Source organism: Rhodococcus sp. 06-1474-1B (genome assembly GCF_002258885.1).
GTDB lineage: Bacteria > Actinomycetota > Actinomycetes > Mycobacteriales > Mycobacteriaceae > Rhodococcoides > Rhodococcoides fascians.
In genome coordinates, this window is record NZ_NOYR01000006.1 from 1 (window position 1) to 16,647 (window position 16,647).

Annotated in this window: 14 protein-coding genes and 1 pseudogene; 7 read left to right on the plus strand and 8 right to left on the minus strand. The window is 65.3% G+C overall.

All coding sequences use genetic code 11. The features are described from left to right. Positions 1-60: 60 nt before the first annotated feature. From CH266_RS00960 to CH266_RS00980, 5 genes are read right to left on the minus strand one after another with little or no spacing between them, the layout of a single operon-like run. Positions 61-1,326: an MDR family MFS transporter gene (locus CH266_RS00960; RefSeq protein ID WP_094714469.1), complete on the minus strand. Its 1,266-nt coding sequence runs from the start codon at positions 1,324-1,326 to the stop codon at positions 61-63. After that, complete coding sequence (locus tag CH266_RS00965; protein ID WP_217900977.1) at positions 1,323-3,074, minus strand: ABC transporter permease subunit; 1,752 nt, start codon at positions 3,072-3,074, stop codon at positions 1,323-1,325. The genes CH266_RS00960 and CH266_RS00965 overlap by 4 nt, the downstream gene beginning before the upstream one ends. 3 nt (positions 3,075-3,077) lie before the next feature. Beyond that, positions 3,078-4,562: an ABC transporter substrate-binding protein gene (locus CH266_RS00970; protein ID WP_255175800.1), complete on the minus strand. Its 1,485-nt coding sequence runs from the start codon at positions 4,560-4,562 to the stop codon at positions 3,078-3,080. Between the two features lie 17 nt (positions 4,563-4,579). Next, the gene (locus CH266_RS00975) at positions 4,580-5,341 is read right to left on the minus strand and encodes an ABC transporter ATP-binding protein (protein WP_176456972.1); all 762 of its coding nucleotides are present in this window, start codon (positions 5,339-5,341) and stop codon (positions 4,580-4,582) included. After that, on the minus strand, positions 5,338-6,063 hold the full coding sequence (locus CH266_RS00980; protein WP_094714471.1) for an ATP-binding cassette domain-containing protein: 726 nt from the start codon (positions 6,061-6,063) through the stop codon (positions 5,338-5,340). The genes CH266_RS00975 and CH266_RS00980 overlap by 4 nt, the downstream gene beginning before the upstream one ends. A gap of 106 nt (positions 6,064-6,169) precedes the next feature. Between CH266_RS00980 and CH266_RS00985 the strand changes: the two genes are divergently transcribed. The 5 genes and pseudogenes from CH266_RS00985 (at position 6,170) to CH266_RS01010 (ending at position 12,232) form a co-directional block, all read left to right on the plus strand. Beyond that, positions 6,170-6,679 (plus strand): TIGR04338 family metallohydrolase, encoded by a 510-nt coding sequence (locus CH266_RS00985; RefSeq protein WP_094714472.1) that lies wholly within the window; start codon positions 6,170-6,172, stop codon positions 6,677-6,679. Between the two features lie 72 nt (positions 6,680-6,751). After that, on the plus strand, positions 6,752-7,516 hold the full coding sequence (locus CH266_RS00990) for an LLM class F420-dependent oxidoreductase (RefSeq protein ID WP_032367654.1): 765 nt from the start codon (positions 6,752-6,754) through the stop codon (positions 7,514-7,516). Between the two features lie 125 nt (positions 7,517-7,641). Continuing rightward, positions 7,642-9,357, plus strand: a pseudogene (locus tag CH266_RS25690) (ABC transporter substrate-binding protein/permease). 5 nt (positions 9,358-9,362) lie between these two features. Beyond that, a complete protein-coding gene (locus tag CH266_RS01005; RefSeq protein ID WP_174557188.1) occupies positions 9,363-10,091 on the plus strand; it encodes an amino acid ABC transporter ATP-binding protein in 729 nt (242 codons plus the stop codon). A gap of 83 nt (positions 10,092-10,174) precedes the next feature. Continuing rightward, positions 10,175-12,232 carry a PhoX family protein gene (locus tag CH266_RS01010; RefSeq protein ID WP_094714474.1) on the plus strand — a complete coding sequence of 686 codons (2,058 nt, stop codon included), beginning with the start codon at positions 10,175-10,177 and terminating at the stop codon, positions 12,230-12,232. Positions 12,233-12,304: 72 nt separating this feature from the next. Here CH266_RS01010 and CH266_RS01015 read toward each other — a convergent pair whose 3' ends face one another. The 3 genes from CH266_RS01015 to CH266_RS01025 are packed head-to-tail and all read right to left on the minus strand — an operon-like array spanning position 12,305 to position 14,483. After that, on the minus strand, positions 12,305-13,009 hold the full coding sequence (locus CH266_RS01015) for an alpha/beta hydrolase (protein ID WP_094714475.1): 705 nt from the start codon (positions 13,007-13,009) through the stop codon (positions 12,305-12,307). Beyond that, positions 13,010-13,555 carry a PadR family transcriptional regulator gene (locus CH266_RS01020; RefSeq protein WP_094714476.1) on the minus strand — a complete coding sequence of 182 codons (546 nt, stop codon included), beginning with the start codon at positions 13,553-13,555 and terminating at the stop codon, positions 13,010-13,012. It lies immediately after the preceding gene. Between the two features lie 49 nt (positions 13,556-13,604). After that, on the minus strand, positions 13,605-14,483 hold the full coding sequence (locus CH266_RS01025; RefSeq protein WP_094714477.1) for a LysR family transcriptional regulator: 879 nt from the start codon (positions 14,481-14,483) through the stop codon (positions 13,605-13,607). Positions 14,484-14,622: 139 nt separating this feature from the next. On the opposite strand from CH266_RS01025, the gene CH266_RS01030 reads away from it, so the two are divergent. After that, the gene (locus CH266_RS01030; RefSeq protein ID WP_255175804.1) at positions 14,623-15,816 is read left to right on the plus strand and encodes an MFS transporter; all 1,194 of its coding nucleotides are present in this window, start codon (positions 14,623-14,625) and stop codon (positions 15,814-15,816) included. Between the two features lie 140 nt (positions 15,817-15,956). Further along, on the plus strand, positions 15,957-16,643 hold the full coding sequence (locus tag CH266_RS01035; RefSeq protein ID WP_027495037.1) for a thioesterase domain-containing protein: 687 nt from the start codon (positions 15,957-15,959) through the stop codon (positions 16,641-16,643). Positions 16,644-16,647: the final 4 nt, after the last annotated feature.

Consider the following 16,647-nt stretch of genomic DNA (forward strand, 5'->3'; position numbering starts at 1 on the left):
GAGGAAAGGGGGCGGGGAAATGCGGGCGGCCGACAGAAGCCGGCGGCAGGGGAACGGGGATCAGTCGAGGCGCGCGAGCACCACGCGCAGTCCCACGACGCTGGCGATGGGGAACAGGGCAGCGACCAGCCATGGGATTGCTGCTCCCCAGCCGGTGTCGGGTGACGCGTCGATCACCGCTCCGACGGCGATCGAGCCGAGGAGTACCCCGATGCCGCCGAGGGAGGCCATGAATCCGTAGTACGAGCCGAGTCGGCGTTCGGCGGCCATCTTGGGGACGAGGTCGCGCGCCTGCGGCATCGCGATCATCTGCCCCAGTGCCAGCAGCAACACGAACAGGGCGGCCGGAATCAGGCCGACGAGCCCCGTCAGCTCCAGAGGACTGAGGATCGCCACCAACGCGAAAGAGAGTGCCATGACGGCAAATCCGATCGGCAGCGTGATGCGCGGCGAGACCGCGGCGACGCGTCGGGTGATGGGCAATTGCGTCGTGACGACGAGTACTGCGGAGATTGCGAAGAACCAGCCGAGTACCGTCTGGGATCCCCAGGCCCGTTCGACCTCGAGGGGGAGCAGCAGATACAGCTGGTTGTAGGCCACCAACTGCGCGCTCATGGCGACGGCGAACAGCACGAAGGTGCGGTTGCGGATCACGTCGGTCCAGCCCGAGAGCCACGGATCGTCGCGGTGTTCGCCGGGCTCGCGCGGCAGCCATCTGATGTGCGCGGCGATGACGAGGACGAAAATGACTGCGGCCGTGAGGCATGCGATCCGAAAGTCGGCCAACAACAGCAGAGATCCGATGAGCGGGCCGGTGAACGATCCGATCTGATTGCACACCGACAACAGCGCGAAGGTCTGAACCCGGGTGGCACCGCCGCTGCGTTCGCTCTTGCCTGCTTCGATGGCGATCGCGGATTCCACTGCGGGAGAAAACAATGCGGCCGCGAACCCGACCAATACCGTCGCGGCGACGACACCGGCGAGAGAATCGAACGCAGCCAGGCCCAGGAACCCCAGTACTCGCAGGACACAGCCGACGAGGACCACCGGCTTGATGCCCCACCGATCGGCGAGGGTGCCGCCCACGAAGAACAGGCCCTGCTGCGAGAACGTTCGGATACCGAGGACGACGCCGACGAGTGCCGCTCCGAGTCCCAGATCGGAAGTCAGGTGCACCGACAGATACGGCAACACCATGAAAAAGCCGATGTTGAACGTCATCTGGGTGAGAACCAGCAATCGCACCGTGGGCGTGGCGCGCCCGAGGTCGACGAGAAACGACCACCGCCACCGCGTCGGCGACTTGTCGGTCCTCGAACTCATGTAACGCGCCCTCCTGCATCGACTTTGCCGTCAACGCTACCGGTCGTTCTCACCCGCCCCGACGTCGCGCTGGCGACGGAGACGGCGAGGACGGCCAGTGCGATCAACGACGCCAGCGGTGCTGCCGCGACCCACGGTGCTCGCTCGACGGCGGCTACCCCGTCGGACAGGATCAGTCCCCAATCCGCGGTCGGAGGTTGCGGACCGAGGCCCAGAAATCCGAGGGCGGCGAGCGCCAGAGCGACACCGGGCAGGCGGATCATGGCGTGCCGAAACACAGCCGGCAGCACACCGGGAACGATGGAGCCGAACAGGATTCGACCGTTGCCGGCACCGAGTGTCGGCAGGATGGAGATGTAGGGCTGTGCTCGCGCCTCGTCGACGAGTGCCGCGGTGTGCGCGGCGAGTGGAGCCCACGTCACGATCAGGACCGCGACAGCCGCCCCGCCGGCGCTGGGACCCCAGATCGCGGCGATGAGGATGCCGGTCACGACGGGCGGAGCGGCATTGGTGACCTCCACGAGCCCTCGGGTCGCTCGGGGAATCAGCCCCAGCAGTACCCCGACGCACAACGCCGCCAGCGTGACCGCCAGCGACAGTCCGATCGACCGCACGGCCCCGTCCGCCACTCGGGCGAGCAGGTCGCGGCCGGACGCGTCGGTTCCGAACGGGAACTCCGACGATGGTCGGGCGAACTTCTCACGTGTGGTGACCTGGCCGTCTCGTGGCAGCCCCACCAGTACCATTACCGCGAGCAGCGATGCGGCTGCAATCGGAACGATCCACCGACGCGGTGACGGGTGGAACACCCCGGCCGGGATCGGCATCGCCTTCTCGTGCAGTGCGCTACCGAGCAGTAGACGGCGCAACAGTTCCGCCGCGATACCGAGGGCGGCACTGACGGCCAGCAACAACAGGATGTCGATCTGTAGGGCGGGCAGGTCCTGCGACTGCGCGTCACCGAGAGTCGAGCGCCCCAATCCCGGTATGGCGAAGACCTTTTCGACGGCCACTGCACCGCCCGTCATGGCCACCATGATCAAACCGACCTGTGACGCGAGTCCGGGGACGGCCCGGCGCAACACAGCGACGGCAATCTGCCGCCGCGAGAACCCGGCCACCGTCCACGTGATCACCCATCCCTCGGTGAAGGTCACGGCTACCGCGTCGGCGAGGAGACGACCGATCAAGCCACCCGCTGGAAGGCCCAGTGCCAGTGCGGGTAACACCGCATATTCCGGCCCGTTCCACCCGTACGCCGGAAACGACAACCACACCGCTCCGACGACCACCAGTACCGAGGCGAGCAGGAACTCGGGCAGGGACGTCAGGGCAGCGGCGACGCTTCCGCCGGTACGCTTCGGCGTGCCGCGCAGCCCGGCCCGCATGCTCGGCAGGACGACGAGAGCGGCCGTCACGAGCGCGACGACCATCGCGAAACCCATCAGGGTCAGCGAGACGGACAGTGCCTCGAGCGCCCCGGGCAGTACGGGTTTGCCGGTGTTCCAGGATGTTCCGGGATTGCCCGACGCGAGGCCGGTGAGCCAGTTCCAGAATGTCCGTAGCGGCCCCGCGTCGAGACCGAGGTCGTTGCGGATGGCCGCGAGGGCCTCGGGCGTCGCTTCTTGCTCGGCGGAGCGTGCCCGCAGAATGCTCAGTGCGGGGTCTCGGTCGGACAACCACGGCAGCATCCCGACGAGCAGTACGACGCCCGCTACCGAGAGCAGCCGTGAGGCAGTCGTTCTCACTGCCTACTCGAAGGCGGTCTGGTTGGTGATCAAGGTGCGCTCGCGTGGATCGCGAGCCACGCCGGTCACGCCCTCGGATTCTCCCTGGATGACGCGTTCGTGCAGCAGCGGTACCGCAGCGTCTTTTTCGAGGATCAGTTTTTCGGCGTCGAGGATCGCGGTGCGGCGAGCGTCGCCGGGATCGGTGGCTGCGGCGTCGGCGAGCGCGGTGTCAACCTGCGGATCGCAGAACTGCGAGATGTTGAACGATCCCTCGCAGGCGAAGTCGGAGTACATGTACGCCGCCGGGTCTCCGGAGTCGAGCACGGTGGCGCGGGAAAGGATGAACGCATCGAATGCACCGGCGAGAGCATCGGTTTCGATGAACTGATACTCGCGCACGACCTGTTCGACGACGAATCCCTTGGCTTCGAGCTCCTGCTGCAGCAGCACCGCGACCTCCGGGAGTTCGGCTCGGTCCGTGAACGTGGCGAGGGTGATCTTCTTGCCTGCGGCGTCGCCGGCCGGGGTCTGCGTACGCGACGGCCGGTCGGTGGCCCACGGCAGAGCGGGGCCGAGCAGCCCCTTCGCGGCGTCGGCGCGGCCCTCGTAGACCTGATCGACCAGACGGTCGCGATCGATCGATTCGCGTGCGGCTGCGCGCATGGCCGGGTCTGCGAAGACCCCGGACGCGGTGTTCAGGTACAGCGTGTTGGTGCGCGGCATCGGCACCTCGTGCACGAGTGCCTGATCGACGTTGGCGGCCTGAGACACCGGAATCGCCTCCACCACATCGGCTGTGCCGTTGCGTAGCGCTGCGGCGCGGGCCGTGCCGTCGGGTACGAAGTCGACGTCGATGCCGGAGACCTTCGCCGGCTCTCCCCAGTAGTTCTCGTTGCGGTCGAGAGTTGCTGTCGACGTGCCGTTCACGGCCTTCAACACGAAGGGCCCGGTGCCGGTTCCGATCGGGTTGCTGCTGCCCGTCGAGTACGCGTCGGGTGCCAGGATGGCCAGCTGCGGGCTCGACAGTCGTTGCGGTACCAGTGGATCGACGTCGGCAGTGGTCACGGCGACGCTGTCGGCGTCGGTGGCGGTCACCGTCATCTCGACGCCGTCGAGGATGCGCGGCTTGGGGGCCGACTGCGTGGCTGCGGTCAGTGCGGTGACGACGGCTGCTGCGTCGAGCGGGGCTCCGTTGTGGAACGTGACGTCCGGCCGGATGTCGAAGTTCCAGGTCCGATCGTCCACGCGGTTCCAGGCGGTGGCCAGACCCGGCTCGGCCTCACCGAGATCGTCGAGAACGATCAACGTCTCGGCGGTGGACCAGCGCGACAGCTTGAAGGCGTCGTCACTGAACTGGGACAACCCCGAACGAGGTGGCTGCAGCATTGCCACGCGCACGCGGTTCTCGCCGTCGTCGGAGGAGGCAGAACTGGACGAAAAGCACCCGGTGAGCGTCAGTGTGCCCACTGCTGCGAGCGCGCCGATGCGAAACATGTTGCTGGTCAATGTAGCTCCTGATTGTGTTACGTGAGCCGAGGAACGGCGTCGATCAGATCTCGGGTGTGCTCGTGCTGGGGCCGAGTGAGAACGCGGCGGACAGAACCGGATTCGACGATGCGACCCTCCTGCATCACCGACACGTCGCTGCAGAGTCTGGCCACGGCCGACAGGTCGTGGCTGACGATCAGCAGCGCACCCGGTAGGCCGGCAAGTACATCGAGCACCTGCTCTCTGAGGTCGGGATCGAGTCCACTGACCGGCTCGTCCGCCAACAGATAGTGCGGCGCGCAGGCCACGGCTCGGGCGATGGCGACTCGTTGTTTCTGTCCGCCGGACAACTCGGCCGAACGGCGAGCCAAGAAGTGCGCATCGAGTCCGACGGCAGACAATGCGCCGGTGGCCGTGGCTCGGTGATCACCCTCGATACCGAGTAGGCGTAGCGGAGTAGCGACGAGGTCGAGGACGCTGCGGCGCGGGTCGAGGCTGGTCGCCGGATCCTGCGGAATGTACTGCACCCGGCGGCGGAACCACCGTAGCGATCCGGCCGATCCGGGTCGGACGACTCGCCCGTCGAGCGAGATACTTCCGCCGCTCGGGGTATCGACGGCCAGCAGCAAGCGCAGCAATGTCGTTTTACCGGAACCGGATTCACCGACGACGGCAATCCGGCCGGTCGGCGGCACCGCGAACGTGACGGCATCCAACGCGGTGTGCGACGTGCCGTGCCGGTCGTACTGCCGCGTGAGTGCCGTACCCACCAAACCGGCAGACTCGTCCAGGCTCACGACGCAACCAGCTGCCGGAACGGATCGGCCGCCCGAGCCAAATCGATCATCTGTCGCGTTCGATCCGAGTAAGGATTCTTGAGTACCGTTGCAGTGGAACCGGATTCGATGATTCTGCCGGAATCGAGAACCAGCAGGTGGTCGCACAACTGCGCGGCGACGGCGATGTCGTGGGTGATCAGTAGCAACGACGGCACCTGCCGCAGAGCGTCGAGAACGAGCGCCTGACTCAGGACGTCCAGTGTCGTCGTCGGTTCGTCGGCGATCACCAGCGAGCTCTCGCGCGCCAATGCCAGTGCGATGCAAACTCGTTGACGCTGACCACCCGAAAGTTCGAGTGGGTGCGAGGCCAGGACGCGCGCGGTGTCGTGCAGACCCACTCGCGCGAGAAGCGCGGCGGCGTCGGGCGTGCGGAGTTGCCTGCCGACGGTGACCATCGGGTTCAGCGCCGTCGCGGAGTCCTGGAAGACCATCGCCGGGCGTGCGGTGCGCGGCCGCTGCGGGGTCGGAACACCGGCGACATCGTGGCCGTCGACGACGACGCGACCGGAACACGTGATGCCCGGCGGGAGGTATCCGACCAGAGCCGAGGCGATGGAGGACTTGCCCGAACCCGAGGCGCCCAGCAGGCCGACGCGTCGACCCGTGGGTATCTCGAACGAGACGCCGTCGACGATGCGGGTGCGTCCGGCGTCGATGCGGAGATTCTCGACGACGAGCACGACGAACTCCTGAGCCTGGAAGTGGGAATGACTTCGACAATCGTTGTCACTTGAACCATAGGCGAGCGCCGGTACGGAAACAACTCGACCTGCTTAAGCTGGACGAGTGAGCAGACCGAGGGATGCGCAGCGGTCGGCGGTGTACGACGCCGAACAGATGGTGCGGATCATGTTCGATCGAGCCGAGGAGCGCGACAACCGCGTCGTGACGGTGTTGGGCTCAATGATCACGCTGCCGATCGAGCGGAAGTTCGCCTCGTTGAAATCCGTGCAGAGCTACGTTGAAGCGGTGCTGGCGCTGGACTGGATCGCGACTACCTGGCCCGACGCCGGCCGGACGGTGACCGTTCGGGCCAGATCCGGGTCGGGTGCCGCCCACTACGAACGCGACGCCGCGACCATCGCGGTACCCCTGCATCAGAGCAATCGAGCCTGGGCGCTGCGCGAGTTGGTGGTGCTGCACGAAATGGCGCACCACTTCGGTGACGAGGACGAGCAACAGCACGGCGGCGCGTTCGTCGACCGCTACATCACGTTGGTCAGCGAGATCGTCGGCTCCGAGGCCGGGTTCGTCCTCCGAGCGATGATGGCCGAGAGCGGAGTACGAGTCGGCTGATCTCGGTCGACGTGCATCGCGCGAAACGAGGTGCATCATGGGTGAGACAGCCCACACGACGAGGAGACGTACATGACCGTCAAGATCGGTGTTCAGCTTCAGCCCCAGCACGCGCCCGACTATCAGCTGATCCGCGACGCGGTGCTGCGGTCCGAAGACGCGGGGGTCGACATCGTCTTCAATTGGGACCACTTCTATCCGCTGTACGGCGACCTCGACGGCGCGCATTTCGAGTGCTGGACGATGCTCGGTGCCTGGGCCGAGCAGACGTCGAACGTGGAGATCGGCGCGCTCGTCACCGGAGGTGGCTACCGCAACCCCGACCTGCTGGCAGACATGGCGCGCACCGTCGACCACATCAGCGGCGGCCGATTGATTCTCGGCATCGGTGCCGGATGGAACGAGAAGGACTACGACAACTTCGGCTACGAATTCGGTACGGCCGGTTCACGTCTGGCGCTGCTCAAGGAGAGCCTGGGCAGGATCCGCCACCGCCTCGACGTCGGTAACCCGGCCCCGACGCGCGACATCCCGATCCTCATCGGCGGCGGCGGTGAGAAGAAGACCCTCAAGCTCGTGGCCGAGTACGCCCACATCTGGCACAGCTTCGCCGACCTCGATGCACTGAAGCGTAAATCCGAGATCCTCGCCGAGCACGGCACCACCGTCGGGCGGGACACCTCGGGCATCACCCGCTCGGTCTCGTGGCCGGGCGCGGACACCGCACAGGACTTCGTCGACGCCGGAGCCACGCTGTTCACCGTCGGTACCGGGGGACCGGATTACGACCTCACGGAACTGGGCGAGGCCATCGCGTGGCGGGACGCACACCGCTAGACGCGATTGAGGTGGGGGAATTTCGGGAACAAGCGGGTTGCTTCATACAACTGCAATGTGATTGTCGTGTGCCTCCATCGGCACGATAGCCTCGTTCGTCCCTCCCGATTGCACCTAGGAGCTTCATCTTGAACACACGTCGTTTACGAGGCCGTGCCATCGCAGCAGTTGCTGCGACGCTCGCACTCACGCTCGGAGCCGTCGCGTGTTCCGACGGAAGCTCGGGTGGCACCGGCGAGAACGCTCTGGCCGGTTCCGACCAGGCCTCGCTCGACAAGTACACGACCGACAGCGTCACCGCGCTCGATCAGATCGACACCGCGAACCTCGGTCTGATCAAGCCGGGGACGTTGTACGTCGGCACCCTGTCCGACGCGCCGCCGAACATCTTCATCGACGACGCAGGCAACTTCACCGGCTTCGACAACGAGCTGCTCAAAGCCGTCGCGGCCAAGCTGAACCTCACCGTCGAGTTCTCGGCGACCGAGTTCTCGGGCCTGCTCGCAGCGGTCAACAACAAGGTCTACGACGCCGGTTCCTCGTCCATCTCGACCACGGACGCCCGTCGTCAGACCGTCGGCTTCACCAACGGGTACGACTTCGGCGAGATGGCCTTGGTCGCGAAGAACGACTACTTGATCAAGACGATCGCCGAGTTGAACGCCGATCAGCGCATCGCCGTGGTGCAGGGCACCGTGCAGGACGACTACGTCACCAACACCCTCGGCATCGAGCCGGTGCGGTTCCCGGATTACAACACCGCGTACGCGAACGTGAAGTCCGGTCAGGTCGACGCCTGGGTCGCACCGTCGCAGCAGGCAACCGGTCAGGTCAAGACCGAGGACGGTGTCTCCATCCTGGAGAAGACCATCAACACCACCAACTTCACCGCGTACGCCGTCGCCAAGGACAATCAGCCGTTGATCGACGCGCTGAACGCCGGCCTCGATGCGGTCGTCGACGACGGCACCTGGAGCACGCTCGAGAAGCAGTGGTACCCGGACCGTGAGGTCCCCGCCGACTGGAAGCCGGGCAGCAAGGCGTCCGTTCTGCCGGCGTCGTAAGGGCACTCGTACCTCATGAGCACTCTGTCGAATCTGTACGACACGTTCTTCGATTGGGAACTGATCGGCGAGACCATTCCCAAACTGGTCACGGTCGGATTGCCGAACACCCTCATTCTGGCGGCTTCGTCGGGAGTGATCGGTACCGTGATCGGACTCGGGCTGGCGGTGGCGGGTATCTCCCGCACCCGCTGGCTCCGGTGGCCGGCGCGGGTGTACACGGACATCTTTCGTGGACTACCTGCCGCTGTGGTCATCCTGCTCATCGGCCTCGGGTTCGGCCCGACGCTGACCCAATTCACCGGCAGTAGAAGCCCGTTCCCGTTGGGCATCCTGGCGCTGTCGTTGATGGCAGCGGCCTACTTCGGTGAGATCTTCCGCTCCGGCATCCAGAGCGTCGACTCCGGGCAGCTCGAAGCCTCCCGCGCACTGGGTTTCAGCTACCGACGGTCCATGAACCTGGTGGTCGTGCCGCAGGGCATTCGGCGCGTGCTGCCTGCGATCGTCAACCAGTTCATCTCGTTGATCAAGGACAGCTCGCTGATCTACTTCCTGGGTCTGCTTGCCTCGCAACGAGAATTGTTCCGCGTCGGCCAGGACACCGCCGCCCAGACCGGCAACCTCTCGCCGCTGCTGGCCGCCGGATTGTTCTATCTCATCCTGACCATCCCGCTGACGCACCTGGTCAATTACATCGACCGACGCCTACGATCCGGTAAGGCCGACACCTCGGGCACCCTCGGTCCCGTCGAAACATCCATCGTGGTGGAGAGGTAGCCGACGTGACTTCAGTTTCTCTGACCGGCAAGGACATTCACCTGTCGTTCGGCACCAACAAGGTTCTGCGTGGGGTGAGCCTGCATGTCGACGCAGGTAAGACCACCACCGTCATCGGGCCCTCGGGCTCGGGTAAGTCCACGCTGCTGCGCGCTCTCAATCGGCTGCACGAACCGGAGCAGGGCGACATCCTGCTCGACGGCAAGTCGGTGCTGAAGGACAATCCCGACGAACTTCGTCAACGCATCGGCATGGTGTTCCAGCACTTCAACCTGTTCCCGCACAAGACCGTCGCCGACAACATCGCGCTCGGGCCGCAGAAGCTGCTGGGGCTCAACAAGGATGCGGCGCGCGCGGCCGCGATGGAGCAGCTCGAACTGGTGGGCCTGGCCAACAAGGCGGATTCGCGTCCCGGCAACCTCTCGGGTGGCCAACAGCAGCGCGTCGCCATCGCGCGAGCACTGGCTATGAAGCCCGAGGTCATGTTCTTCGACGAGGCCACCTCCGCTCTCGACCCCGAATTGGTCAAAGGCGTGCTGGCATTGATGGCCGACCTCGCCAAGGGCGGCATGACGATGGTCGTGGTGACCCACGAAATGGGCTTCGCTCGGTCGGTGTCCAACAAGGTCCTCTTCATGGATCACGGCAGCGCCGTCGAAACCGGAACGCCGGAGCAGTTGTTCGACGATCCGCACACCGATCGACTGAAGACGTTCCTCTCGCAGGTGCTGTAGCAGCGACCAAGGGTTACCTCGTTATCCGGGACTTCACCTGAGCGTTCCTTTACTTTCGCTTTTGGGTGACAGCGTGCCGTGACATGAAGCCACTGCCCCTGTTCGCCGTTCACGACGGAAGCTCCAAACGATCATCGTTGACCTGCAAGTACAAGTGCGGCGATGCCTGTTTCCACGAGATTCCCAATACGTCGAAGGGCCAGTACTTCGGCGACATCGTCAAGACCGCGATGTCGCGGCGCGGCGTCATCAAGGGCGGGGCCATGGCAGTGCTCGCCGTCGGTGCCGGTAGCGCACTGGCCGCATGTTCGACCGACGAGCCGGCCGCGACCGGTAGCGCAACCACGGGTACGTCGGGAACCGATACTCCGCCCGTCGACGGCGTGGATTTCGTTGCAGTGGAACCGAACACCGAGGATGCCGTCGTCGTTCCCGACGGTTACGAGCAGGGCATCGTCATTCGCTGGGGCGACGCCGTCGTCGCGGGCGCACCGGCCTTCGACTTCGACAAGCAGACCGGCGCGGCGCAGGAAAAGCAGTTCGGTTTCAACAACGACTTCGCCGGCCTGCTGCCGATCGAGGGCACGCCCAACGCCCACCTGCTGGTGGTCAACCACGAGTACAGCACGGAACCGGCAATGTTCAAGGGCTACGACGCGGAGAACCCCACCCGCGAGCAGTTCGACGTAGCCCTTGCGGCACACGGCCTTTCCGTCGTGCAAGTGCAGGGCGAATCGGGCACCGGCAATCTCACCCCCGCTATGGGCCAGTACAACCGGCGCATCACCGGCACCACCGAGTTCCTGATCACCGGCCCCGCCGCAGGCAGCGACTTCCTCAAGACCAGCGTGGACCCCACCGGCACCAAGGTGTTCGGCACGTTCAACAACTGCTCGGGCGGTCTGACCCCGTGGGGAACGGTGCTCTCCGGCGAGGAGAACTTCAACCAGTATTTCGCCAACGCCGAGACCGTCACGGATGCGACTGTGGCCAAGCGCCTGTCGCGCTACGGCGTCGAAGGCGGAGCCAGCGAACGTAAGTGGGAGCGCTTCGACAAGCGATTCGATCTGGCTCAGGAACCCAACGAGGTCAACCGATTCGGCTACATCGTCGAGGTGAATCCGTGGGATCCGCAGTCGGCCCCGATCAAGCACACAGCTCTGGGCCGGTTCAAGCACGAGGCCGCGACCATCCACGTCACCGACGACGGCACCGTCGTGGCGTACAGCGGCGACGACGAACGCTTCGACTACATGTACAAGTTCGTCTCGAGCCGAAAGATGATGCCCGGCACCGGCCAGGCCGCGATGCGCAACAACCTGACCTTGCTCGACGCCGGCACGCTGTACGTCGCCAACCTCACCGGCGATACGCCAGACGAGATCGACGGCTCGGGCACGCTGCCCTCCAACGGTGAATTCCGTGGCAGCGGAACGTGGATCCCCTTGCTCGAAACCGGCGAGGACGGCCGCGGCAAGTCTCTCGTCGACGGCATGTCGGCCGAGGAAGTCGCCGTGTTCACCCGTCAGGCGGGTGACGCAGTGGGCGCAACCAAGATGGACCGCCCCGAAGACTTCGAGCCCAACCCGGTGACCGGCAAGGTGTATGTCGCACTGACCAACAACTCCAACCGCGGCACCGAGGGCAAAGCGGCCGCCGACGAGGCCAATCCCCGCAACAAGAACAAGAACGGGCAGGTACTCGAACTCGACGACGACCACGCCGGGACGTCGTTCACGTGGAACCTCCTGCTGGTCTGCGGTGATCCGAACGAGGCCGACACGTACTTCGGCGGATTCGACAAGAGTCAGGTCAGCCCCATCTCGTGCCCAGACAACCTCGCCTTCGACTCGAAGGGCAACCTGTGGGTCTCGACCGACGGTAATGCCCTCGACTCCAACGACGGCCTGTTCGCCGTGGTGCTCGACGGCCCCCGTCGCGGCGAGACACGTCAATTCCTGACCGTCCCCGCCGGCGGCGAGACCTGCGGCCCCATCGTCACCGACGAGCGCGTCATGGTCTGCGTTCAGCACCCGGGTGAAAGCGACGACGCCACCGCCGACGCACCGATCTCGCACTGGCCCGACGGCGGCGACACCCAGCCACGGCCGTCCATCGTCGCGGTGTGGAAGTCCGCATAGCCCAAGCTGTTTCGAGTCAGCCACGATGCCCGTAGTCGAACCCTCGACTACGGGCGTCGGGCGGTGTTCACGTCACCGCAGCTGTGCGCTCACCCAGTTCATGGCCTGTTCGACTGCCTTTCGGGATTCCTCGGTGTGGTCGAGCATGTCGAATCCGTGTCGGCCGTTCGGCACGTCGATGATGTCGAGACGTGAATCCTGCGCTGCCATGACGAAAGCGGCTACCCCCGATATGAATTCGGGCCTATCCTGCCCAACGCGCGTGAGCAGGATAGGCAACGGACCAGAGTCGGGAACTGCGAGAACCGGGTCGAACCGCGGCTCCACACCCCATTCGGGGATGGCGTGCGCCACCGGATACGTCAATGCCACGCACCGCGCCCACTTCGGGGGATTCCGCAACCAGTCCGCGGCCAGTAGTCCACTTCCGGAGAAGAACCACAACGCAATTCGATCGGGATCCACTCCTGGAAGGGCTCTCACCTGCTCGACCGCGGCCGCGATCTCGTCGGCGGCCGCCGCACATTCTGCCAGCGACGCCATGTGATGCTCGACGACAATTCCGACGAACCCCATTGCCGCTGCCACCGACCCGTAACCGATGAAGACCGGTTGATCTCGCGGTCGCCACTCGACGCCCGGCGGTCGAGGACCACCGTGGACGAACACGACCGCAGGCCGAAGCCGGACCACCCCTTCGGTGCGATACACGTCGAACGACTCGTAGCGTTCGCGTATCGCGTCGGGGGTGTCGAGGACGAACGGCTGCGGTTCCATTCACTTACCCCCGTTCATGATGCGTCGAAAGTGCGCGATCGCCCAGTGGGCCCAGTCGGCCAAGGCGTCGTCGGTTCGGATTCCGTACTCGGCGGCGAGCTGGCCGAATCCCGAAGGACCGTCGGGGATCGAATCGCGATGCGGCTCGCGTACTCGGCGCAGCTCCGCCGCCTCTGCTTCAGCGTGGTCGATGATTCTCGTCAAGACGACGATGGCGTCCTCAGGCCCCAACGCCGAGAGCAGGAACAGGCGAAGCACGTTCTCGTTACGCACGGCTGCCGGGCGAATCGGCGTATCGACCAACCACGTTGTGAGCTCGTCTCGACCCGTATCGGTGATCGCATAGGTTCTTCTGCCCCGCGCTCCCCGCTCGATGACCTCGATGTGCCCGACGGCGGCGAGACGACTCAGCTCCGGGTAAATGCTGGTGTGGCCCGCCGTCCACGCGTGCTTGCCGATGCCGTCCGTACTCAAGGCCTCGGTCAAGTCGTACCCACTGCGCGCTTCGATGGCGAGCAGGCCGAGGATCGCGTGCGGAAGGGACATAATCGAAGTCTAGATTCCATAAATGACATGTCAATACCGACATGTACCTTCACTTCCTGACGGCGGACCGCAAATCCGCGACCACCGCGGCGATCGCGGCATTCGCATGCTCGGGGTTGGTCACCACCGACACCGTTCGTGTCGGTGCATCGATGACGTCGATCATGTGTAGTCCAGGGAGAATCGACGCCAAGGATGACGGCAGCAGTGTCACACCCAACCCTGCTGCGGTGAGTTGACCGATGAGGTCGGCCGAATCGGCCTCCAGAATGCGTCCACGGGGAACCGACGAGCGGGTGAATGCATGATCGGATTGCAGTCTGGCCTCGCTTCCCGCCGGCCGGTCGATCATCGTCATCTCGGACAGGTCCGCCAACCGTATCGAATTCCTTTGAGCCCAAGGATGATCGGGACCGACGAACAGTGACAGTGGCTCGGTCCACAGGGCGGTGACGGTCAATCCCGGATGTGGGCGTCCGGGCGCGAGCCCGATGATTCCGAGATCGAGGTCTCCGCGTGCGATGCCGTCGAGAACGTCGGCGCTCGGCCGCGGCAGCAACGTCACCGACGTGTTGGGAAATCGCTGGGAGATCCGGCCGACCACCGCGGCCAGATCGACACGGGCGAGAGGCGCGATCATGCCGATACGCAGCCGCCTGATGGCGGTCGTGGGATCGGGCGCGACGTCGGCCACCAATCGGGACACGGCACCGAGCACGCTGTGCGCGCGTTCGAGAAAGATCTGTCCGGCCGGAGTGATGGTGACGCTTCGGCTCGTGCGCGCGAACAGTTCTACGCCCAGCTCTTTTTCCAGGTCTCTGATCTGGCTGCTCAGCGCCGATTGAGCGACTCGCAGCCGAGCTGCTGCACGCCCGAAGTGCTGCTCTTCGGCGACCGCCACGGCATACCGGATGTGTCTGAGTTCCACGCTTCGCAACTCTATCTGTTTAGACGATCGATCGTTCGGAACGTTCTATTGGACAGCTGGATGTGCAACGAGCACCCTTGTTCATGTGAAGACAGCAAGCACCTCGCGCACCGGCGTGAGCACCCCCGTCGTCGCCCTCATGGCGATCGCCACCGGACTGTCGGCCGGCGGCAACTATCTCAACCAGCCGCTGCTCGACCTCATTGCCACCGAATTCGACGTGTCCGAGACAGCGGCAGCCACCTCGGTGACCGTCGCTCAGATTTCCTACGCCCTCGGCCTGCTGCTCATCGTGCCTCTCGGCGACGTCGTCGATCGCCGCGCGTTGAGCGTCGGGCTGATGATTCTCGCTGCGACGGGTCAGGCGATCACCGGATTCGCGCCCGGCCTCTCCTGGCTCCTCGTCGGCACGGCGATTGCTGGACTGTTCTCGGTGGCGGCGCAGGTGATCGTGCCGTTCGCCGCGTCGATGGCACACCCGGAGCAAGCCGGACGCATCGTCGGAGTGGTCATGGGCGGGTTGCTGACGGGCATCCTGCTGGCCCGCAGCATTTCGGGGCTGCTGTCGTCGGTGACGGGGTGGCAGGGCGTCTACCGTGTGGCCGCGGTGTTGATGCTGATCGCCGCGGTCGGCCTGTGGCGGGTGCTGCCACGTAACACCGTGACGGCGGACGTCACCTACGGCTCGGCGCTGGTGTCGATGGTCCGGCTGGTGCGCACCCACCCCAGGCTTCGGACTCGCGCGGTGCTCGGCGGTCTCGGCTTCGCGTCGGTGAGCACGGTGTTCGCGACGATGACGCTGTTGCTGTCGTCGAGATTCGGCTTCGGTGCCGTCCAGATCGGACTGATCGGATTGGCCGGTGTCGGCGGCGCTCTGATGGCCTCGGTCGCGGGCCGGCTCGCAGATCGCGGACTGGTGCAATGGGCCAGCGGTACCTGTGCGGTTCTGCTGATCGCACTCTGGCCGATGTTCGCCGTCGGCGGCCACTACTGGGTGGTGTTCGTGGTCGCATTCGTACTTCTCGACCTGGCACTGCAGGGCGTGCACGTGAGCAACCAGCACATCGTCTACGCCCTGGAACCGGCTGCTCGCGCCCGAATCAACTCTGTCTACATGACGACGTACTTCGTGGGTGCCTCAGCAGGATCTGCCGTCGGGACGTTGGCGTGGAAGCATTTCGAGTGGGCAGGTGTGTGCGCTGCGGGGGCCGTGTTCGCGGTCGCCGCACTACTGGTCTGGCTGCTGGATCTGCAGGTGGACGCCCGTCATCGGCGGGAAAACACCTGCGGGACGCCCGGTGGACCTGAGCCGACGATGGTGAACAGTCACTAATGCGTTCTGTTCCGAGACGTGGTTGAGTCGTTCTCGATGAGACGTGGGTAACACTCACGCTGCCGACGGCGACATACCCAGAGTCGGCACGAACAAACCATAGAAACACGAACTACTTCTCTTGGCTCGGAGGCGCACCCATGACTGTCGTGAACGATCGCATCCACGTGGCTCTCACGGAACTCGACCCGTCCGATTACGCGGTGCCGACCATCGCACCGATTCGTACGGCCGGCCACCTCGACCCGGTGTTCTGCATCCACCCCCTCGTCGGGCTGGTCGACTGCTACGCGGAACTCGCAGCACACGTCGACGACGCGCGTCCCATCTACGGCGTCCAGGTCCCGACGTCGGGAGAGCTCGCGGAGTCCCTCGTCGCCTTGGCCTCGCAGTACGCCGACGACATCGTTCGCATCCAGACCGACGGGGCCGTGCACCTGCTGGGCACGTCCTTCGGTGGAGTACTCGCGCACGCCATCGCCGTCGAGCTGCAGAGTCGCGGCGTCACGGTCGGTGCACTGACGTTGCTCGACAGCGACCCCGTTCGGTCCAGCGCCGACAGCGCCGACCTGCTCGGGTCCATGGGCGACGACATCGATCGCAGCCACGCCGAAGAGTTGCTCGCCGTTGCCTCGCACAACGACGAACTCGCCCAGCGGCACCTGCCGGGCATCTACTTCGGTGACATCCTCGCCGTGTCCTCGATGGGAACCGACTCCGGTTCCGCGTGGCACCCCTTCGTCTGCGGCACGATCGCCAAGTACCTCGTGCCCGACGCCACCTCGTTCGACGTCGTCGGCCCGCTGGTCGACAGCTACCTCGGCTGACCCG